The organism is Paenibacillus sp. 481 (genome assembly GCF_021223605.1).
Lineage (GTDB): Bacteria > Bacillota > Bacilli > Paenibacillales > Paenibacillaceae > Paenibacillus_B.
Genome location: NZ_CP075175.1, coordinates 5,491,488 through 5,512,967, shown reverse-complemented (window position 1 = coordinate 5,512,967; position 21,480 = coordinate 5,491,488). Strand labels below are relative to the sequence as shown.

Genomic DNA, 21,480 nt, shown 5'->3' with positions numbered 1-21,480 from the left:
GGAGGAGAAGCCTCATGAAATCGGTAAATATCATATTTCCGGAAAAAGGGAAAGTACAGATAACGGAAGGCGACGTTCCCTCGCCCGGTCCGAACGAGATTGTGTGCGCCACGATCAAGTCGTTGATCAGCACCGGAACGGAAACGTTATGCCTTCAAGGCAATATCGATCCCGGAACCGGATGGGAAGAATGGGTGAAGTATCCGTTTCAGCCCGGCTACTCGACAGTTGCCCGCGTCCTGCAAGCAGGCGAGAATGTCAAGGACTTGAAGCCCGGCGACTATGTTGCGTCCGATGTGCCGCACCAGCAATATTTCACCGTCGAGCGAGAGTGGGTTCATCCCCTTCCGGAGCAAATAGCGGCAGAAGATGCCACATGGTTCTCGCTCGCTCGCGTTGCCCAACAGGGCGTACGAAGGGCGAAGCTTGAACTGGGCGAAACAGTCGGGATCGTAGGGATGGGCATGGTCGGTCAGTTGGTGCTGCAATTTCTCCTGTTGGCCGGATGCCGCAAAGTGATCTGTATCGACCCTGTCGCGAGCAGATTCGGCTACGCCGGTGACGATAACTCGGTTACGTTCATAGCCAAGGATGCGGCAAGCGCGCGCGCAGATATCGAACAGCTGACGAACGGGAAAATGCTTGACGTCGTATTCGACGTCACCGGGCACCCGGCCGTCCTGGCTCCCGCATCGTTGCTGCTGCGAAGGCTCGGCAGAGTCATTCTGCTCGGAGATACTTCGACTCCTTCTAAGCAGATTGTCGGACCGCGGATCGTGACGGATTCCATCTCCATCTTGGGCATCCACGGTACGATGTCTCCGGAGCACGCTTCCGAATACAACCCTTGGACGCGAAATGAGATGGACGCGCTCTTCTTCGAATATGCGGCTCAAGGCAGAATGAACTTGGAGCGGCTGGTCTCGCATCGCGTCTCCCCGCTTGACGCGGCGCGCATCTACGAGCAATTGCTCGTCAACCGCAACGAATATATGGGCGTTATTTTCGATTGGGAAGCTTTATAAATTCAGGAACGGAGCATGAACCCGGTGTTTTCGGGTTCTTTTTCCATTGTTGCTTAGGAAATTATGCGGTGCCATTTCCTATGGATGTCGGGGGCTCCCCCGACAGTATTATTCCGCGCAAAATACAATTCGAGGGAGGCGCGAATATCATGAGTTCAACGGGAAAAAAGATTAAAGTTGCAGTCGGCGTTTTCATCGCGATATTGGCGATTCTGATTGTTCTGGAGAGGCAATCGTTACTTGTGCTGCTTCCTTCCGGCGACCAAACTCAGACGACGGAACCCATGCCGAAGAAAAAGGTCCGTTTCGCCGTTGTCGGCAGCGCCGCCAAACAGCATGCGGCAGTCGAAGCCGCGATCAATCGGAAGATGGAGAGGGAGGGCGTACCGCTTCAACTGGAGGTCGTCTTCATCGCTAAGGAAACGTGGCGTCACCAGGTCGATCTGATGTTGGCGGCAAAAGAGGAATTCGAACTGCTCCAGGTGGACGAGGAGACGCTGGGGAGCAACGTGCTTGCCGGACGAGGCGCAATCCTGCCTTTGAACGATCTTGTCGAGCGGTACGGAGCCGATTTGACGAGGAACATTCCCGCTTCTGTCATGGAGGCGGCTAAAGTCAACGGGCGGTTGTACGCTGTTCCGGTACCTTGGGCGGCAACCCCCGTGGAAAGGATATCAAGCGGATATTTAACGATGCGGGCCGATTTGATTAAACAGTATGAATTGACCGTACCCGAAACAAGACAAGATTTCATCGACGTGATCGTTGCGTTGAAAAACAAATGGGTGTGGCCTTCGCAGTATTACTTTTGGGTTGATCTGACGAAAAATCAGGAGTGGCTGTATCGCACGATGGAAGCTTACCCGTTCCGCGTCGACGCGAACGAGCTGGTCTACGTCGATTCGTATGGGACGGTTAAGCCATGGATCGAAACGGAGCAGTTTAAGGAAGAGGCCGAATTTTTCAAGGAGCTTTATGGCCTCGGTATCCTTCATCCGAACGTTCTCTCCGTGTCCGATACCGAGATAAGCAAAGTGTGCCGACAGGGGCAGTTTTTGTTCAGCGATTGCAGCTTGTCCATCTTCCCGGAGCTGAACGTCAATCTGACGGGAGCGGAATTAAAGGAGATCGTTCTGTCTCCTGAGAAGCCCCGCGTGCAGCACATCGCCTATTCGTCCGGCAACGCCGTTCCCGCAACGGCCAAACAGCCGGAGGCGGGAATCCAGTTCCTAAATTGGCTCTACAGCAGCAAGGACAATTACGAATTGCTGCGATACGGGATTAAAGACAAGCATTGGCTTCCGATCGGAGATCGGCAGTATGAGCCGGTGCTGGACGATTATGGAATTCCCCTTTATTCGTCCGGCCAGAAGATGTTCGGCAACTTCGTTTACGAGAGGTTTCTAGCCGACGAGCTGGAAGACCGGATTAAGCAGATCACCGTCCCCGACGAACGTCCGGCCGCAAGCGTTGCGTCGGGCTTCAGCTTCGATTCGTCGGCCGTGTCCGAGGAGTACGCCAAATGCCTGGAGGAAATGAAGGCGATCGTACTCCCTATAAAAGCCGGCCTGCTGGATTACGACGCTCATTTTCCGGCGGCACTTCAGAAGATGAGATCCGCCGGTCTGGACAACGTCGTGAAAGAATACGAAAACCAATTCAAGCGTTGGCTGCAAGAACGCAAGAAGCAGCTCTAGAGCTCTAGACGTGTCTACTTCTGATAGATTTCGTTATGGGCAAGCTGGCTTCTGAATTGGGAAGGCGAGAGGCCGTACGTTTTCTTGAACAGAGTAAAAAAGTAAGTCGAATTGGGAATGCCAATCTGTTCGCTGATAGTAGCGATGGAATCGTTGGTCGTCGCAAGGAGCTCCTTGGACTTTTCGAGCCTTACGAGCTTCAAGTATTCGTTGAAGGACATATGGCAAACCTTTCGGAACTGTTTGCCCAGATAGCCCGGAGACAGCTTCACCTTGTCCGCCATCGATTCCAGCGAAATATCGCTCTTGCTGTAATGCTCCTGCATATATTTGCACACGCTCTCGACGGCCGATTTGTTCTTGTCGTAGGTCGAGCCTGTCAGCAGCTGCATGAGCATGCCGCCCAGCTTTCTCATGTGCGTCCCGGCTTCAGATAACGTTTCCGCTTCGGACAATCGATCCGTCATGCCTTTAAATTCATGAAGATTGTCGTCGATGGCGGATTGAAAGTGCTTGATCCAGGCTGCTGTCAATTGATAAATGAAGGCTTTGGCATCTTTTTCGGACAGATGGCCGATATCTTGTATAAACTGCTGGATAAGCCGTTCCAGTTGAGCCGAATCGGTTAGCTGCAGCGCCTCGATGAACTTTTTCTCCAACCCGATCGGATATTTGCCGCTCGCTTCCCGGTGACCGGCAATCAGCTTGGGGTGAAGGATGGAACGATGACCGTAAAAGAAACGGTAGCGAACGGATTCCACCGCCTCCCGAAAAGAATAGGAGATGTCTTCCTTTGCAGATACGACGCTGCCGATTCCGGCCGAAAACGCAAATTTGAAATAATCGTTCATCATATTTTGCAATTGTTTAATGGGAGCGGTCAGGTCGCTTGGCTGTACGTCCTTGCTGAACTGACTTAAAATGCAAACCTCGTCCTCGCCGGTATAAATATCGTCGCATATGTAATCGCCGCTTGCGAAATGCTGGGCCAAAATTTCCTGCGAAATGTTGTTCATGGCAAAACGGTACAACCCGGTCATATCGGGGTTGTTTTGTTTGATTTCGGAGTATTGGTCGATTTTCAGCAGGATTACGCAAAAATACGGACCGGCCAAATGCCGGGACAGGTCGTTTGCAATTCCCCCGATGTTCGGAAAATCCTTCATATTGCCCTGCAAATAATGCTGCAGGTACGCTTTACGTGAGATGCGTTGGGTAAGCGCAACCCGATCCTCAAGCGCGCTCGTCTTTTCTGCGAATGACGTCAAATTATGTTCCAGCACCTGAAATTCGTCGCGGCTCGCCCGATCGTTCAAGCTTTGATTGATGGAGCTGAATTTACGCATCAGCGAGTCGATCGGATTGTACACGTTGTTCGTTAGCCAGAAAGCGATGATCAGACCGAGAACGATCAGAACGGCGGCGATCCACAGCGTCATGTCGCGCAGCTTCGCGGTGTTGGAGATCAATTCGGCGTAAGGCTGCACGCTGACGAAGAACCAGCCCGTATCAGCCGATTTGATATAGGTAATCAGCTTTTTTTGGCCGTCGGTCTCGTACAGATAAGAGCCTTCGGCCGTTTTGGCGGCGATGACGGTTTCGAACTGCTGTTGCTTGGAGTAATTGTACAGGAACATGTCCGGACTCGTATGCGATAGAACGGTACCTCTCTCGCTCATGACGAATACTTCACCCTTGAAATGGGTTCCGAGCCCGTTGATCATCCCTTGAAGATAAGTGCTGTCCACATTCACGACGATCGCGCCGCTGGAGCCCATGGAAACCGGATTGGATAGCGAGAAAATAAAGCTGATCAAATTATAGTTTTGCGACGGCGACACGCGTACGACTCTCGGAAACAGCTCCAAATAGTCCGTTCGTTTGCTCGCCTTCAACTTCCGCAGCATTTCGTCCTCGTAGGGCCCGGATATTCCTTTGGAGACGATATAATGGGCCGTGTCCGCATTGTAAAGGCTTACATAACGAATGAAAGGATAGACGCTTTGAAGCTCCGAAATCTTTTGCAGCGCTTTGAACTCCGTAATCGGGTCTTGCCGCTCCGAGAACAGCACCTCGTTAATGTCGCGATCCAATAGCATTTGGTTGCCGACGGAGAGCATCTGCTCGTTCATAATTTGCGCCGAATAGCTCGTCTGGGCCAAAATGGACTTCGATATGTCGACGACTTCGCGGGTGGCGCTTCTGTAGAACAAGAGGAAAAGTATGCTGCTGATAGCCACAACTGTAAGCGTAACCAAAAGAATGAACATAATATAAAATTTGCGGTAGACGGTATAATATTTAAGTTTGTTCAAAAAGTTCACGATGAAGACCACCTTTCACCATGTTGATGTTGTTGTTCGTGGATGTCTTCGATTCTATACTAACAAACCGCTCGGGAATTAAAAAGAAGATGTCGCTGGATTCGTCGAAAATCGAAGCCGCTCCATTTTTTTAAAGCCGTGTTCTCTAAAAATATGGACGAATACGCGATTTTCAGAGTACGACGTAGTCTGCATGATGTTGTATGTTCGAAATACAGCTTGATTATCATTGTATATTTGGGAGGATTGCGAAAATGACAGAGAAGAATCCAATACGTTCATGACGATGGGGGACAAAACGGAAAAAGAAAACTTGCCGGACAACTCAATCAAGCTGTGGCCACCGTCGGTTACGTCGCCTTCCTTGTCGGACCGCCTGCATTAGGCATCCTCGGGGAATACGTCGAATTGCTGAAAGCGTTGACCGTTGTACTGGCAGGCGTAGCATTAGCCAGACTTCTGTCGCATGCGGCAAAGCCGGTCAATCATGGATAAGGGAGGAAGGCAACGATGAAAATTGCGTTTGTCGGTTGCGGTACGATGGGGCGCCGGTATGCGCATAACTTCACCCGGATGGAGGGCGTCACTCTCGTCGGCGGGCTTGCCGCATCGCAACAGTCGGCAGCGAGGTTTGCAGGGACGTACGGGACGGAAGCCTTTACTTCGTTCGATGAAATAATAACGAGGGCGAACCCGGCCGTCGTGTGCACTGCCCTGCCGACCCATTTGCACAAGGAGTTCGTGTTGAAGGCGGCGGATTGCGTCAAAGCTTCTTAATATGATAATTTCTTGTTAGAATAAAAATAGTAAGTGTTTGTTTTCTTTCATCTTCTTTATAAATTTAACGATTCCTCCAATAATAATTATTGATAAAATGATAGTAAGGACTGGAACAATTTCTAAAATAAAAACAGGAGCTAATGCTGATAATGAAACGAAAATCTCGTAAAGAAAAAAATATTCAACTATTCCAGCAACTACAAAAGACATTACAAACAATTGAAATTTTTGATAATAATAACTAAGCTTATAATAGGCCCTTCTTAAGTAATCAAAAGCTTTCATACTTCACCTCAATTCAATTTATTTACAATATACTACTGTTATATTTATAAATGGTTTCAGGTGTTTGTGTAATTGTGTATATCGATTAATTTGCGAGCTTCGCAATTAATTCCATACTTGGAGTTATTCGCGAAGCTTTTAAACTATCCTGCCCGTTAGTTCAATAAAAAGAACGCTCCCGCGCCTTCGCTTTGGCTACGTCCTCCTCATTATATTCCATTTCCAATCACCTATTAAAGAACGTACACGGGTAACATGTAGTGCTTAAACAGGGGACTTATCTTAACCTAAGCACTAAGAAAACACTTTATTTTCTTCTGACACGAAGCGCAGTACGGTTTCTATGCCAAGGCCGACAAACAGCCAGAGATAACCATTTAGTCAAAAATGTAAAATATAACAACAGTCTCATATGAACATTTACATATAAATTCATGTTATGATTAACGGTACTTTGCGCACAAAAATTCATCTATGCTTGATAGTGGCCGCATATTTTTATGTCAAGGCAATCAGACATGTTCAGAATTTGATTAGTGATCATTTTTAGTATGAAATGCTGCACGTGGAAGGAGGAGTGGGAACCCGTATGCGGTAAAAACGCAGCAAGAGACAGATCGCACATGATGTCGCGTACAAGCAACAAGCTATTTTTACAAGGGAGAAAAGTCTATGGTAAGAAAGCAAGTAAACAAGGAATACAAAGCTAGGGATTCATGGTCGAGGAAGCGGATGGTGTCGCTCATCATGTCATTCGTTCTTCTAAGCGGGCAGTTTGCAATACCACCATCAGCGGCTGAAGCTGCACCCGCAGCGACAGTGGATGGTGCAACCTTTTTTGTTGACTCTGACAACTGGGGTGGAGGGGCAAGCGATTCAAAAGCAGATGGGGATTTAGATGTCGGCTTAAAGAACCAGAACATAGAGGCTGTTGACAACTATAAAAGGTACCCTGTCGAATTCAAGATTACGAACGTCAATAAGTTGCCAACCAAAAGCGCACAATTGCTAATACGCGCATTGGATGTGGATGAGTATAATGCGGGTGCATCAGACAATGGTGAATGGGATCGTGTGTATTTTTCTTCGAATGCCGCTGATATCGCCTTCGGCAATCCTTACACGCCTTGGCAGACCTCATGGAATTGGACCAACAATATTTCTAAATCCGGTATTGCGCCAAAAGGAACAGGCTACAAACGTGAAATTACGCAGGGGGCTTATCTGGGGACGTTGTCAGGCCAAGATAGCAAATGGAATACAACGGTTATGAACTTTAAACCTAACGAATTTCACCGAATCGCAAAAGGTGACAATTACGTTGGCGTTACGATCCACCATTACTTCCAAGATAGGCGCAGCAGTGCGCCGAATACAAACTGGCAAATGACGGTCGATTGGGCCCAGCTTATTATCGATGGTGGGGGTCGCGTATCCGGCGAGATCGATAAGGCCGATTTAAAAGTGGAGACAGATAAAGTAACAATCGATACGAGCTTTATCCCTAAGGTACCTGGAAATTTTGCGATGGAAGTTAACGTCATCGAGAAATCAATCGTAAATGGGCAGGAAGTTGAACGGAACCTAGGCATTTCCCAGCAGCTATTCCCAACCGCTGAGCAAGGGAAAGCTGAGAACTGGAACAACATCACAATTGAGGACGGTTCAATCGATCCTTCGAAGGAATATGTAGTCAACATTATTTTGTTCGAAGATCGTGGGAATGGCCGTAAGGAAGAAGCGGGCACGAATGCTGGCGAGGCTCAACATGTCGTGACGTTCTCTACCCATGATCCACTCGTGGCGGATGTAGCGAAATCTGCGCTTCGTTCCGCACCGACTGCGTTTACCGCTGATGACTTCAAAGCGAAGTATTTCAAAGTAAACGGGGGTGCGCCTAACGGTGCACATTTGCAAAGTGTGAAGATTGTGACGCTGCCAGACCCAGCAAAAGGACATCTTGAGCATAAAGGGTTAGCGGTAACAAAAAATCAACTCATTCCTGTGCAAGAATTGAACAAGCTTGTATTCGTTCCAGTCGCTGGCGGTTTCGACGGCACAGTTGATTTTATGTGGAACGGTTACAACGGAACGAAGTTTGCTGTGGATGACGCCAAAGTTACGGTGAATAGCTCACCTGAAGTGATGGACATCCACAAGGTAATGAAAGCAGGCGATGCGGAGTTACCGTTTACGAATGCAGGAGATTTCGCACCGAATTACGTGGACCCAGGCAATGAGCAGCTTGAAAAAGGTAAGATTATTTCACTGCCTGATCCCTTGAAAGGGAAGTTGGTACTCGTGAATAGTTCTGGCGTGCAGACAGATGTTACAGCAGGTCAAGAAATTGCTGCTGTGGATCTGGATCGTCTGAAGTTCATCCCACAGCCAAATGTGGCTGGTGTCGTGGAGTTCGAGTGGAGCGGTTCCGATGGACTCCAATATGCACTTCAGTCCAAGACGGTAACGATCGTGATCAATACACCGCCAGTCGTAGGTCGGATTGATAAATCCGGTATTCCTGGTGCGACGATTGGTTTCACGGCAGCTAACTTTACAGCTGTTCCTGCGTATACCGACGTTGACGGCGACTCCTTGCAGCAAGTCAAGCTTACGGTTCCGTCTGACTTAGCGGACAAGGGCCGACTAAAATATACATCAAGTGTAACAGGCGCGGTATATCTCGCTCCTAGTAGCGAGGTCACGTTATCCGCAGCCGAGCTGAACAGCTTGCAATTTGAAACTTCGCCTTCATTACCTGAAGGCAGTGTCGTATCGATCCCGTGGTATGGTTCCGACGGCATGCATTTCTCCGAGCAGCCAGGAAGTATTCACATCACATACAGCGGTGTTCCTGTAGCGGAATCTTTTAGCGTTGATGCGAATGAAGGAGCTTCTTCCGTATCGATCGTGCTACGTGGTTCCGATCGCGAAAGCGTGACGGGCATTACATATGGGATTAACGTGAGTCCGCAAAAAGGGACTTTGACACTTGACCCGACCGATCAAACGGGTGCGACTTGGATCTTTACACCGAATGCAGACTTTACATTCGGTCAAGATCATTTCACCTATACGGTGACCGATCAAGATGGAAATACAAGTGTATCAGCTGGCTCCATTACGATTGTGCTTAACAAGGCACTTCATGGATGGACGGGTAATAAAGATCAAGGAAATACAGAAGTCGTAAGGGCGCTGCCTAACGAGCCGTTGAAAATGACTGCTGTCAGCTCGATTACAGCAGCAGGTGTTACGGCGACCGTGAACGGCGATACCGTGTCGTTGACGCTTAGTAATGCAGCCACTTGGGCAGCAGACGGCTTCAAAAAATGGGAGAGCAGCAGCTATGTCGTACCAGCTACAACGAGTGGTGGCCAACATACTGTAACGTATGTAGCCGTTAATGGAGCTGGTGCTGTGTTGCAAATTGAATCAGCGGACAGGCTCGCTGATAACCATTTCAAAATGGCAGGAGCTAGCCTTACACTTACGGCAAACCCTGCTCAGATATTGGGCGACGGCAAATCGACAACGGTATTGTCGGCCAACGTAGTAGACGAGAGTGGCAATCCTGTGGAGGACGTCGAAGTCATATTTAGCGCTCCGACGGCGACAGGGGAGTTTGTAGGCACGAATAAAGCGATTACGAATGCGCAAGGAATTGCGCAGACGACTTACAAATCCGCTCAAATTACAGGTGTTTCGCCACAACATATTACGTTGAAGGCGGTAGTGAACGACGTCAAGCTCGGATTGACTGCGGAGCAAGACATCGCGATTACGTTTATGCCAGCTTCGATTAAGGGTTTAATCACGTCTGGTGACAACAGTAAGCCAGTGGCAGGAGCAAGCGTGCGTGTAACGCTTGATATGAACGGCGATGGCGTCATTACGCCTGGGGTTGATTTTGACGAGACGGTAGTAACGGATCAAAGCGGTACGTATAGCGTCGTGGTGCCTAAGGGCGACGCAACCTATGAAATGACCGTCACACAGCTGGTCAACATTGGTGGCGTACCGACTCCGGTAAGCTATAAGCAAACCGCTAAGGTTGAAGAGGTGACGGGAGCTGGTAATCAGAGCTTCGATTCGGAGAAAACCGTTGCTGGCAATATATTAGTGAAGCAGCCGAACGGCAATACGGCTGTGCTTGCTCAAGAGCTACTCAGCAAAGCTAGTGTGTACTTAAAGAAGTCTGACGGCACTTACGTGTCACAAAGTGGAACGCCTATTGCCTTCCCATTGCAAGGACAAGGCGTATTTAATGCCAACGGAATCGCGATTGGCGATTATCAGCTGGAAGTACGCTACGAAGTGGCGTCTGGTCAATCTGTTGTGATTGGTCGTAGTCCTGTTAAAGTATCAGCTTCAGGTGAGCTCAATATTTCGACTGGACTAATCGATCCATATGGCACGATTACAGATGCTGTCACGAATAACGTCATTGAAGGGGCGAAAGTGACTCTTCAATATGCCAACACGCCTAGAAACACGGCCAAAGGACTCGTTCCAGGACAAGGCGTTAAGCTGCCTGCTATTAATGGGTTTGCACCGAGCAATAACGCAAGTCCAGAACAGTTAAGTGATCCTAATGGATTGTACGCTTACATGGTGTATCCAGAAACGGATTATGTACTCGTCGTTACGAAGCAGGGATATGAATCGTATACGAGCCCGGTATTGTCCGTCGAATATGATATTGTAAAGCATGATGTAAAGCTGCAACCGCTTGGAGCGAATGGTGGAGGAACACAGCAGCCACCTGATAATTCTACGAATGGTACAGATTCATCAGACTCGTCAGGCACATCCGATGTATCTGATACATCAGGTTCGTCAGGTTCGTCAAGTACGTCCGACGGATCAGACACAGCAGGCTCTTCAAGCTCTTCAAGCTCTGGCTCGTCATCGACAATTGACAGTACGAAGCTGGGCATTCAAGTGACGATCGATAGCAGTAAAGTGAAGGAAGGGGAGAAATCCCAACTTACCGTGGATTATAAGAATCAAACTTCAAGTTCGATTTCTTCCGGTGAGGTTCGCTTGACGCTTCCTGCGGGTGTTGTTGTCGTAGATGCTGCTGGCGGTGTCGTAACAGGAAACACGATCGTGTGGAAAGTAACGAATGTAGCGAGTGGGCAAGGCGGTAATTATAAGCCGATTATCCAATGGCCGTTCATGAATACGGCTGACACGGTGTTGGATATTACAGGAGAGTTAGCTGTGAACGGGGCGAATTCGAAAGCAGCCGTTAAAGTGAACGTATTTTCGCAACGTTTTGGTGAGCTTAAACATTATCGTTACATTTTAGGCTTCCCTGACAAAGAGTTTAAGCCTAACGGCCACCTGACACGCGCAGAGCTTGCGGCAATTGTCGCACGTTTGACAGAGAACGGCACGATTACTTACGAGCTGCCGTACACCGATATTCGTTCGGGTCACTGGGCGACTAATTATATCAAAATTGCAACGAAGCACGGGTATTTCAGCGGTTATAACAACGCGACCTTCCGTCCTGACGCACCTGTTACACGGGGTGAGTTGGCTGCTGTTATGACGCGTTTCCTGAAGCTTGAAGTTAATCGTCCTGTATCTATGCATTTTACAGATACGACTGGACACTGGGCTGGAAACATGATTGAAGCGCTGTATAATGGCAAATTGCTACGTGGATATACAGACGGCACCTTTAAGCCGTCCAAACGAATTACACGTGTAGAAGCCGTTACCATGATTAACAGCATGCTCTATCGTGGCCCATTGCAAGGCCTTGCGCCATTGTTCCCTGATATGCCGACAAGTCATTGGGGCTTTGGTGATGTACAAGAGGCAACGGTTTCGCACGAATCCGTTCGCAATGATAATAGTAGCGAGAAGTGGCTCAAATCGCTCCCTGACCAAGTTCAATAATTGGGAATGTTAGCAGCTTGCGGAGGTGTCAAAGTCTTTAACGACTTTGACGCCTCTTTTTTATATCTACAATTGGGATGATTGCTATAATAAAAGGAGCTGCGAAGCGGGATTCGTTCGGTTCGGTTCGGTTCTGATCTAGTACGATGAATGTAACGAAGCTACATTGGTATTAAACTTAGAAAGATAAGGCACATGAAGGCATATCACTTTATGGAAAATTACAAATCGTATATTTGAAGGAGGTATAAGCATGAGATGTATAACGTAGAGGTCGATACATGTGTCGATTTTTTGGTGATGGAAATGGAAATGTACACGAATTAAAAGATGGAAGGAGCTTTTCTATGAACTGTTTTGGGTGCCGTTTGGCGAATCAATTAGAAGAGGTAAATGTAGTATTTGAAAATGATTTCATTACGTGCATTCTAGACATCGAACCTCTCAACGAAGGGCATGTACTCATTTTGCCGAAAACGCATGTTAAGGAGCTTGATGAGATAGACGAATTAACGATGAAATCGATTATAGACGGTTCCATATTAGTATCAAGGGCACTGAAAAAAATATATAATCCGGATGGAATATCAATCATGCAAAATGGTGGGATTTTTAACGATTTAGATCATTATCATATGCACGTATTTCCGAGATATAAGGACGATGGATTCGGCTGGCTGGAACCAAATCATCAGTCAAATACAGACTTAGAGCACGTAAAGGCTAAGATAATAGATGAGCTAAGTCATGTTGAAAAATAAATCAATGAGTCATGTGAGATCAAATTGCGTATGGACTATTTTCAGAAAATGGAGCTAGAGCGCTTATTTTTATAAATGAAAATGGTTTACCTGCGAGCCCTGTTTTGAAATTACCTTACGATATGTCCGTGAAGTTGATATATATCGAACATCAAAGAACCACGCAAAAACGTTGAAAAACTTGCACCAGAACACAGAACAAGTGCAGCTAGTGCTAAATGCAACGACAAACTTCTAAGAAAATTAAAAACCATACTGGGCAAGATCGAGGAATCCACAACTAGATCTTGCTTATCTTTTTATTATTTGTTATATATGTAATATAACAAATAATAAAAAGAGGTGGTGGTTCGAAATGGAACGGCTTCGACATGTCAATATCGCGCATCGTTAATGATTGGCTGCGCCATTGCTGGTACGCTGCTGCTGGCCTATTCGCTCGAAGTGCTTTCGAAGGCCGAGAATCCGGCGATGTCGCAGCAGCAGTATGTGGGTGGTCGTGCTAACCGGCGGCTCCGGTTTTCCAGAACGCCATCCGTGGCTTTTTCGCCGGTTGGGTGGCAAGGCTTAGAATGAGCGATCGTTGCGCATATGGCGGCCGACTTGCTGTTGCACGGCATAATTGGCCCTCTCGCATCTTGAAGACACACAGTACTGACATAAGGAGGGATATTTTTGTTCATAGAGCTCGATTTACAATCGGAAACCCCGATTTATGAACAACTGGTTGACCAAATCGTCGAAGGGATCGCCTCGGGTGCTTTGCAGCCGGGGGATCCACTTCCATCGATCCGGAGCTTGGCGGAGGACTTGGGGATCAATCTCCATACCGTCAACAAAGCCTACAATTTGCTCAAGCAGGAGGGCTTACTTCAAGTACACCGGAAAAAGGGCGTTATCGTTCAGCCCGACGGGATGCCCGGCTTGACGGCGGCGTTCGAAGAGAAGCTCCGGCAGCAGTTGCGGTCGCTTGCGGCGGCAGCTGCGGTACGAGGCATGTCGGAAGAGGTATTCGCGCAGGAGAGTAGGTCGGTATATCGAGATATGATTACGAATCGCGGAGGGGAACAACGTTGACACAAGAAACGATGATCATGATGTCCAGTAGTTATTTGATGTTTGCTCTGATGCTCAGCTTACAGGTCTATATCGGCTTGCGGACCATGCTGTTCGGCATCTTGCTACCGGAGGAGGCCCTGCAGGACACAGCCGTCCGTGCCATTCGCCGGAATTACGCTTTGCTTACGAGCGGTATTGCGGTCGTCATCGGCGGAGCTAGCTTGTTATGGATTCGTCATCAACCGGAGCAGAGTTTCCTATGTTGGACGATAGCCATCTTGCTGTTAATGATTGCGTCAAGCTTCGCCGTTTGGATTAGTCGAAAGTCCGCGCAACGCTTGAAGGCGGCCAGAGGCTGGCAGGTTGTCGCGCAGTCGAAGCGCACAGCGAGCCTCGTGGTCGGCCGGACGCATGGCTCGGTGCTGAGCTATTGGTGGTATTTGGCACATGTCGCCGTGATTGCGCTATGTATCTTCTTTGCCATCGCGAGGTGGGATGCGATTCCACAATGGTTGCATCTCGGAGTTTATGACTTTTACAAATCCGTGTGGACCGTGTTCATGCTGAACATTTTGCAAGCGTTGAATATCGTGTTTTTCGTCGGTTTTAATCTGATCATCAGCCGCGCCAGAACATCGCTGGATCCCCAAGACCGGGAAGGTTCGTTGCAAAAACAGTTGAAGCACAAGAAAATTCATTCGATTCTGATCTGGGGCGCTTCACTCCTAATCGTTGTATTTCTAGGGGTGACGCAAGCCATAGCGTTGTACGGTTGGCAGGGAAATCTGCTCTTCCACTCCGGCATGTCGCTCTGGGTAGCGCTCTTCTTGGCACTGATCGGCGTTATGCTTTACCTGCGAATCAAAGGTATCGATCAGCTAAGGGACGTTCCCTCGCTGGATGAACGGCACTGGAAGTGGCTGGGCGGTATTTACGTGAACCCAGAAGACTCGGCGGTGATTGTTCCGAACATTCACGGTTTCGGCTGGACGATCAATATGGCCAATCCAATAGGTAAGATCATAGCCGCCGCAACGATAGCCGTTTCGGTGCTCGTCATTCTCGTGTTTGTCTATTTTTTATAAATAAATATGTAGAAGGAGAGCTCAAATGATGAAAAGTCGATGGATAATGGGAGCTATGCTATCAACGTGTCTGCTGTTAACCTCCTGCAATGACAACAAAGCACTGGCATTGGCACAAAACATAGCAGTGACAATGCATACATCTAAGGTGAGCAAGCCAAGCGCTGTTCCAATAACTGTGCTAACGGCGGCAGTGAAATCGCCTTCTAACAAAGCTTTGACCACCTACGAAGTAACCAGGAAAGCTGCAAAGGAGAAGGCAGATCTCCTCACGAAAACGTACGGCACGAACAGCGTGCAGTATGCCCTTATCGATCATCGCAACATCGTCGTATCCGGCCAATCCGGCAAAAATGATGAAAAAGGACAGAAGCCGCTCACGAAAGACACGATGTATGGGATCGGTTCGACGAGTAAAATGTTTACCACCGTTGCCATCATGCAGTTGGTCGACCAAGAGAAAATCGATCTCGATACGCCAGTCGTCCAGTATATCCCCGAGTTTACGATGAAGGATGAACGCTACAAGCAGATTACGCCACGCATGCTGCTGAATCATTCTTCCGGTCTGAACGGATCGTCCTTGACGAACGCCGCTTTATTCGAAGATAACGATACTTACGCCTACGACACACTACTCAAGCAACTAGCCGGTCAAACCTTAAAAGCGGACCCGGGCGCTTATTCAGTTTACTGCAATGACGGATTTACGCTAGCCCAGATTCTAATCGAGCGAGTCAGCGGCATGGACTTTACCTCTTATATCCATCGACATATTACGAAGCCTCTGGGTATGGCCAATACGAAGACGCCGCTCGATTCTCTGAACACAGCGAAGATGGCGGGACTCTATTCACCTACCTATACCGGACAACTTCCCAACGAGACATTCAACTTGATCGGAACGGGAGGCATGTATTCCACGGCGGAAAATTTGGCTCGATTCTCGCAAATTTTCACGGGGGAAGCGAAAGGGGTATTATCCAGCAAATCGGTTGCGGCCATGGCGCAAGACGAGTACAAGACGCCTTTATGGCCTGACGATGCGGACAACTCATCATTCGAATACGGTCTCGGCTGGGACAGCGTCAAGCTGTATCCATTCAGCGCATACGGGATGAAGGCGTTGACCAAGAGCGGGACCACGGCACTCTATCACTCGTCGCTCGTTGTGCTTCCCGAACAAGACATGGCAGTAGCTGTTGTCTCTTCTGGCGGGAGCAGCACGCTCAACCAGCTTCTGGCGAACGAGATCCTACTTCAGGCGTTAAAGGAGAAAGGGACAATTGTCAAGCTCAAGCCGGAGAAATCGTTCGGCGCGCCGGTAAAAGCTAATATGCCGGCGTCCGTACTACAGTATTCGGGAATCTATGGCGCGACCAGCACAACGATGAACATAAATATTACCCAAGGCGGCGTCATGTCCATCACTACGGAGCAGTCGCCCGATAATCCAGCCGAAATCTACAAGTATTCGGCGGACGGTACGTTCCGGAGTGCGGATGGGAATACGAAGATCAGCTTCGTGACGGAGGAGAACGGCCGCACCTACTTATGGGTTCGTCGTTACGTTTCGGTGCCGGGACTTGGGCAGATGGCTTTGTCCGTGTACAACGCCGAGAAGCTCCAGCCTAACAAGCTTCCGGCAGAGACAAAAAAAGCATGGGAGAAGCGCGATGGAAAGAAATATTATTTGCTGAATGAGAAGTATACGTCGCTCGGTTATTTGTGGGCGATAATCACCCGATTGAATGTGTCGAAACAACTGCCGGGGTACGTGGGGGATAAACGCATAACAGGCCCGAATACGGCCATCTCCGAATTGCAAATTCCGGGAGTCTATGGGCGGGATCTTTTAGGCATTACGTTCCTTACACAGGACGGTGTTGAGTACCTGAATCTTGGTGGCAACATTTTAGTGAACGAGGACGTGGTGAAGCCCATCAACCTTGCTAAGAAGTCAATCGTTACGATTCCGGCGAACGGATACGCCCAATGGTATACGATAAGCGACAAAGACGGGGGCAAGACCGTTAAGGTGAGTATGCCCTCGAACGCCTCCTTCGCTGTTTATAATGCGGAGGGAATCTGCATCTACTTCAGTGTCATTAGAGGCAAGGATCAGGTTAAACTGCCCGCGGGAGGATCGATTGTTTTCGCTGGGGATGCCGGCACGAAGTTCGCGATTTCCGCGCAGTAACGTCACGACAGGCATTTTATAACTGAACAAAATACATTTCTGCGTATAAGAAAGTAGATTCCTCTAGAAAAGTTGGATAAATTTCAGCTAATAACATCCCCAAAAAACCCATATGCAATAAGTTACGCTTATTTTATTTTTGAGGAAATGAGTTCAACTGACTGTACCCTTAAATAGGATTTAATCATTCAAGCAAACGGATTATTGAGGGACTTATTTTAACGAAACCAAAACGATTTTGTAGGGAAAGGGGGAGTTCACATGGTAAAAGGTCGGTTGTTTAAACTGATGATAAGCCTTTTATTGGTAGGTGTTGCGAGCCATGATCTCGTAGGACAATTGAGGTTGAGCGATGTTGCACCGATTCTTTAGGTTAACCGGAACACAATGATTGGTACTTAACGGAATCCATGTCGATATCGACATGGTATATACGCCATGGAACTTACGATTTGTTATGTAACGTATATGATCATTAGTTTGTAGCACCCATTGTGGTGCTTTTTCTTTTGACAAAAATCCAAAGCGTTTGGGATTGGTACTAAGAAGATTCCGAGGTGAGCTACGTACATAGTTGAACAAGTTCGGTGATCCTAAATATAAAATGTTGGCTGGGATTGAGAAATTCAATGAGCAGAGATACACCGTGTGCAATAGTAATCCATATTGGAATGGGGGGAGATCGTGAATAACAAGAGTGCGAATACTTGAAATCAATGAACCGTAAGGGGGGACTGCGGTTTTTTGCTTCCTGACATACAGTCGTCAGGGTTCTACGTTTAGAATGAAACTCAGAAACCTAACGAATGATTTTAAAGGGGGCTTTAACATGGAAAAAGGCATAACCTCATCCAAACCTAACAAACCTACACATATCCGAACGTTCCGCATCGATGTTTCCCAAGCAGACCTAGATGATCTACATGAACGCCTCTCCCGAACCCGCTGGCCAGCTCAACTACCTGGGGGCGAGTGGAATCGTGGAATACCGGTGGCCTATTTAAAGGAACTTGCTGAATACTGGCAGCATGGCTACAATTGGCGTGAACACGAGGCCAAGCTAAATAAGTTTCCTCAATTCATTACAGAAATCGACGGACAGACCATTCACTTCCTGCATGTAAGGTCGCCCGAAGTTCATGCGACCCCATTGCTTATGACGCACAGTTGGCCGAACTCAATCGCTGAGTTCATGCACATGATTGGTCCGCTGACGAATCCAAGCGCATATGGCGGCGATCCGAATAAGGCTTTTCATGTGGTAGTCCCTTCACTTCCAGGCTTCGCATACTCTTCGTTTGCCGATGCAGCGGTCGAGTCGCCATGGAGTATTAAGCGAGTCGCTGAAACGTGGGCCCAACTGATGGCAATCCTAGGATACGACCGTTATGGTGCGCACGGTAATGACGCAGGCGCGTTAGTCTCTCCAGAGCTGGCAGTCATGGATTCTGAGCATGTGATCGGTGTTCATATTACCGCTGGACTCGGTATGCCCACAGGTGATCCAAGTGAGTTGGAGGATTTGACAGATGAAGAGCGGGCAGAACTCGAACAACTGGCAGATTGGTTTGCTGGCGGAAGCGGGTATGCACGGTACCTTGCCAATCGGCCGCAAACGCTCAGTTACGGGATGAACGATTCGCCTGTTGCGCTACTTGCTTTCCTGCTAGAACGATTCAAAGAGTTCGATGGATGGCCCGGTTCTCATACTAACATTGACAATGAACTCATTGATGAACCGATTGACCGCGATCAACTGCTTACAACAGTAACCTTATACTGGCTGACACATACAGCGGGGTCTTCATCTTGGCCTTACTACGAGGGAGCAGCTGGCATGCCGATCAACCAGACCAAAGTTCCAACTGGAGTTTCCCATGGAGGAGGCTCACTATTCCGTCGTCTTGCAGAGCGTAACAACCATATCGTACACTGGTCGAGCAAAAAAAGCAGCAGCCACATGGTTGCAATGGCAACGCCAGAATCGCTTATCGATGACATTAGGGAGTTTTTTAGTCAACTACACTAAACGATTAAACTTCATTTGTCAGAAGGGGCTTAGAGGGATTGTAGAGGAGCAGTCGTGGGGAAGATTAATATCTTGCAAAATGAAGTACGTTATGCAAACAACCTTAGCCTCAATGAAATGGCGGGCTAAGGTTGTGTTGTTGATCTATATGGATAGGACAGCGTACTCGTCACAGACATTTTTAACAGAAAACCTCGACCGTAAACCCGCCTGGGGCCTCGACATAAAATGTCCAAGCATGAGCTCTTTGTGGCGGCTCCACATCATAACCGTCCTCTTTTAAGCGCTGATTGAGCTCGTTTACTTGTTCTTCATTTTCTTGGCCAAAGCCAATATGGAACGTCTTCGGATAGCTAACTTTAGCGCCTTTCATCAAAGTAAGGACTAATCCGTTGTCATCCAAAAGCGCAGCAAATGAGTTCCCGCGTGTTCCCCCCGTTTGTAGCCCGAAATACTTTTCCAAAAAAGCTTGAGCCGCGCCGACATCGTTGACCGTGAGATTAACATGATTTAGTTTCATTCATTACACGTCCTCTCTTCGTAGTGGTCGTTCCATTTCTTACTTCCTCTCGATCATAGCAAATTCATGCAAGTGCTAACCTTTACGTTATTTTTAGGCTTTTTGCAAATGAAAGGCCGTCACGTAAGTTTAATCTTTTAAGCTATACATAATGGGTTAGGGGACAGATGCCAGGCCTATTGGAACGGATTCGCGACCATGGAGATGGACACTATACGGGTTTGCTCTGAATTCACATTGCATATAGGCAACCGCAATAAGTGGTATCCCATTACGAAACCATTTGAGTGGGGGATGGTAAGGGATGGTAACATCAAAAATGTCTCTTAAACGCTAGCAAAGCAGCTTCGATCACCGTTCACGGTACCAAGGCTGCTTTTCATTTAGGCATTTATTATTATTTTCGTAGTAACGTGATACCCTCAAGCGAATCGTCTGTATCTATAACTTGAGCATCCATACCTTTTAAATATTTATTAAAAAAGTCCAGCAGTAGCGTATTCATAATCGTTTCCATTTGAGTAGGATCGATTTCTCCAAGTGCCGCTTCCTCCACTTCTGTATCGTCCACCACGCCTTTAAACAGTTCATTTTCAGCCATAAGTTCGTTGTAATCTGTAAAATTAAGATGGGTGCTATTGGTGACAGTTACCAAATAGGCGTCATCTTTAGCGTTCAAAAAAGGAAACATCAGATGTGGTCCCACATGTACGCTGTCGTGCTGCATGAGCAGAATCGGTTGATGTATAGGTTTGTGCCAAGTCGAGTTATAGTAGAAACCATCTAGATTGGCACTTGCTTTGATGAGGTCACATAAATGGGTTAAGCCTAATGCGGCCGCGCCTCCAAACGACATGCCGAACGCACCGATTTGGTCTGTATCAACATGATTAGCTATCCAGTCGGTATGCTGCTCGGATTCATTCAGGAGCGATTCAAGGGCAACCAAGCTGTCTTTTAACCAGACATCCATGTGCGCGTTTATTCTAGGGTGGATATCCATCAATTCTTTATATCGAACGTAGTGCTCGTCAAGGTTTGCATCTTTGCCATCATCAAGTAGCCAATTTGCGTATGCAGGGAATAGCTCCATGCTTTTCGGATGGTCTGCTAAAAAATCTTCCTGCATAGCCGTGTCCATTGTCAACACGTCGCCATGTGGCAGTGCATATAATCCTTCACCTTGATGGCCAATGCTCAACACGATATAGCCATGAGACGCGAGTTCCTCGCATTGCACGGTATTCGATTCAAGAAATAGACTGTATCCATGGTTAAATAGGAGTAGTGGATGCTTCCCCTCAAGTATAGGGGCCTTCACATACGAATTCGTTTCAATACCGCCAGATTCCGGCAAAATTTGCTCGTTTACATATTTTTTTAGCTTTCCTTCACCTGTATGTGTAGCAGGATAAAAGCAAAGGCAAGGGATTATACGCTTGTTGTCGCTGTTTTCCTCGGGGACATATTCAAACATAAATGACGTGCATCCTACGATGTTAGGGCCACTAGGTAGTCTAAGTCTGTGTTTCTTTTTCATTTTCATCATTTTTAACTTCTCCTTTCACAATGAGTTGTGTATCGCTATATTAAAATGTTTGCACCCCTTTCATTATCGGATATAATGTTCGGAAATGGTATAATATTCTTCTTCGTTATGAAATCATGCTGATCCTAAAAGCCGCTCACTACATCAAGCACATCACAATTCGCATGTTAACACGATCCTGTCTTATAACTATACGAGGATCGTAAAAGTCTCTATCTGAAATCCTAGCTTATTCCAACTAACAGTAGAAAGA

Annotated in this window: 15 protein-coding genes; 10 read left to right on the top strand and 5 right to left on the bottom strand. The window is 47.6% G+C overall.

The genetic code is table 11. The annotated features are described in order from the left end of the window. The first annotated feature begins 14 nt into the window (after nt 1-14). Both KIK04_RS23615 and KIK04_RS23610 read left to right on the top strand, forming a co-directional pair. Nucleotides 15-1,025: a zinc-binding dehydrogenase gene (locus tag KIK04_RS23615; RefSeq protein ID WP_232276223.1), complete on the top strand. Its 1,011-nt coding sequence runs from the start codon at nt 15-17 to the stop codon at nt 1,023-1,025. Nucleotides 1,026-1,174: 149 nt separating this feature from the next. Then, nucleotides 1,175-2,722, top strand: a complete 1,548-nt coding sequence (locus tag KIK04_RS23610) for an ABC transporter substrate-binding protein (protein WP_232276222.1) — start codon at nt 1,175-1,177, stop codon at nt 2,720-2,722. 14 nt (nt 2,723-2,736) lie between these two features. On the opposite strand, the gene KIK04_RS23605 is transcribed toward KIK04_RS23610, so the two are convergent. Continuing rightward, nucleotides 2,737-5,046: an AraC family transcriptional regulator gene (locus KIK04_RS23605; RefSeq protein ID WP_232276221.1), complete on the bottom strand. Its 2,310-nt coding sequence runs from the start codon at nt 5,044-5,046 to the stop codon at nt 2,737-2,739. Between the two features lie 510 nt (nt 5,047-5,556). Here KIK04_RS23605 and KIK04_RS23600 point away from each other — a divergent pair. Continuing rightward, nucleotides 5,557-5,823 (top strand): Gfo/Idh/MocA family oxidoreductase, encoded by a 267-nt coding sequence (locus KIK04_RS23600; RefSeq protein WP_232276220.1) that lies wholly within the window; start codon nt 5,557-5,559, stop codon nt 5,821-5,823. A gap of 15 nt (nt 5,824-5,838) precedes the next feature. Here KIK04_RS23600 and KIK04_RS23595 read toward each other — a convergent pair whose 3' ends face one another. Continuing rightward, nucleotides 5,839-6,111, bottom strand: a complete 273-nt coding sequence (locus KIK04_RS23595) for a hypothetical protein (protein WP_232276219.1) — start codon at nt 6,109-6,111, stop codon at nt 5,839-5,841. A gap of 672 nt (nt 6,112-6,783) precedes the next feature. Here KIK04_RS23595 and KIK04_RS23590 point away from each other — a divergent pair. The 3 genes from KIK04_RS23590 (at nt 6,784) to KIK04_RS24305 (ending at nt 13,291) form a co-directional block, all read left to right on the top strand. Then, nucleotides 6,784-12,024 (top strand): S-layer homology domain-containing protein, encoded by a 5,241-nt coding sequence (locus KIK04_RS23590; RefSeq protein WP_232276218.1) that lies wholly within the window; start codon nt 6,784-6,786, stop codon nt 12,022-12,024. Between the two features lie 347 nt (nt 12,025-12,371). After that, a complete protein-coding gene (locus KIK04_RS23585; RefSeq protein ID WP_232276217.1) occupies nt 12,372-12,785 on the top strand; it encodes an HIT family protein in 414 nt (137 codons plus the stop codon). 371 nt (nt 12,786-13,156) lie between these two features. Continuing rightward, nucleotides 13,157-13,291 (top strand): hypothetical protein, encoded by a 135-nt coding sequence (locus tag KIK04_RS24305; RefSeq protein ID WP_269670980.1) that lies wholly within the window; start codon nt 13,157-13,159, stop codon nt 13,289-13,291. Here KIK04_RS24305 and KIK04_RS24300 read toward each other — a convergent pair. Next, nucleotides 13,288-13,422 (bottom strand): hypothetical protein, encoded by a 135-nt coding sequence (locus tag KIK04_RS24300; protein ID WP_269670979.1) that lies wholly within the window; start codon nt 13,420-13,422, stop codon nt 13,288-13,290. The genes KIK04_RS24305 and KIK04_RS24300 overlap by 4 nt on opposite strands. 38 nt (nt 13,423-13,460) lie before the next feature. On the opposite strand from KIK04_RS24300, the gene KIK04_RS23580 reads away from it, so the two are divergent. The 4 genes from KIK04_RS23580 to KIK04_RS23565 all read left to right on the top strand — a co-directional run bounded on the left by KIK04_RS23580 (nt 13,461) and on the right by KIK04_RS23565 (nt 19,158). Further along, nucleotides 13,461-13,862, top strand: a complete 402-nt coding sequence (locus tag KIK04_RS23580) for a GntR family transcriptional regulator (protein ID WP_232276216.1) — start codon at nt 13,461-13,463, stop codon at nt 13,860-13,862. Next, nucleotides 13,859-14,929: a DUF5808 domain-containing protein gene (locus KIK04_RS23575; protein WP_232276215.1), complete on the top strand. Its 1,071-nt coding sequence runs from the start codon at nt 13,859-13,861 to the stop codon at nt 14,927-14,929. Before KIK04_RS23580 ends, KIK04_RS23575 begins: the two co-directional genes overlap by 4 nt. A 133-nt stretch (nt 14,930-15,062) precedes the next feature. Next, nucleotides 15,063-17,129: a serine hydrolase domain-containing protein gene (locus KIK04_RS23570; RefSeq protein ID WP_442951197.1), complete on the top strand. Its 2,067-nt coding sequence runs from the start codon at nt 15,063-15,065 to the stop codon at nt 17,127-17,129. Nucleotides 17,130-17,958: 829 nt separating this feature from the next. Beyond that, a complete protein-coding gene (locus KIK04_RS23565) occupies nt 17,959-19,158 on the top strand; it encodes an epoxide hydrolase family protein (protein ID WP_232276213.1) in 1,200 nt (399 codons plus the stop codon). A 181-nt stretch (nt 19,159-19,339) separates the two neighbouring features. Here the strand turns inward: KIK04_RS23565 and KIK04_RS23560 are convergent, their stop codons facing one another. Continuing rightward, on the bottom strand, nt 19,340-19,678 hold the full coding sequence (locus tag KIK04_RS23560) for a VOC family protein (protein ID WP_232276212.1): 339 nt from the start codon (nt 19,676-19,678) through the stop codon (nt 19,340-19,342). A 397-nt stretch (nt 19,679-20,075) separates the two neighbouring features. After that, the gene (locus KIK04_RS23555) at nt 20,076-21,227 is read right to left on the bottom strand and encodes an alpha/beta hydrolase family protein (protein WP_232276211.1); all 1,152 of its coding nucleotides are present in this window, start codon (nt 21,225-21,227) and stop codon (nt 20,076-20,078) included. Nucleotides 21,228-21,480: the final 253 nt, after the last annotated feature.

Coding starts and splice junctions, on each gene's coding strand:
- KIK04_RS23565 (WP_232276213.1), top strand. CDS start 17,959: ATGGAAAAAGGCATAACCTCATCCAAACCTAACAAACCTACACATATC.
- KIK04_RS24300 (WP_269670979.1), bottom strand. CDS start 13,422: ATGCGAGAGGGCCAATTATGCCGTGCAACAGCAAGTCGGCCGCCATAT.
- KIK04_RS24305 (WP_269670980.1), top strand. CDS start 13,157: ATGTCAATATCGCGCATCGTTAATGATTGGCTGCGCCATTGCTGGTAC.
- KIK04_RS23570 (WP_442951197.1), top strand. CDS start 15,063: ATGCATACATCTAAGGTGAGCAAGCCAAGCGCTGTTCCAATAACTGTG.
- KIK04_RS23560 (WP_232276212.1), bottom strand. CDS start 19,678: ATGAAACTAAATCATGTTAATCTCACGGTCAACGATGTCGGCGCGGCT.
- KIK04_RS23590 (WP_232276218.1), top strand. CDS start 6,784: ATGGTAAGAAAGCAAGTAAACAAGGAATACAAAGCTAGGGATTCATGG.
- KIK04_RS23600 (WP_232276220.1), top strand. CDS start 5,557: ATGAAAATTGCGTTTGTCGGTTGCGGTACGATGGGGCGCCGGTATGCG.
- KIK04_RS23615 (WP_232276223.1), top strand. CDS start 15: ATGAAATCGGTAAATATCATATTTCCGGAAAAAGGGAAAGTACAGATA.
- KIK04_RS23610 (WP_232276222.1), top strand. CDS start 1,175: ATGAGTTCAACGGGAAAAAAGATTAAAGTTGCAGTCGGCGTTTTCATC.
- KIK04_RS23555 (WP_232276211.1), bottom strand. CDS start 21,227: ATGATGAAAATGAAAAAGAAACACAGACTTAGACTACCTAGTGGCCCT.
- KIK04_RS23595 (WP_232276219.1), bottom strand. CDS start 6,111: ATGAAAGCTTTTGATTACTTAAGAAGGGCCTATTATAAGCTTAGTTAT.
- KIK04_RS23585 (WP_232276217.1), top strand. CDS start 12,372: ATGAACTGTTTTGGGTGCCGTTTGGCGAATCAATTAGAAGAGGTAAAT.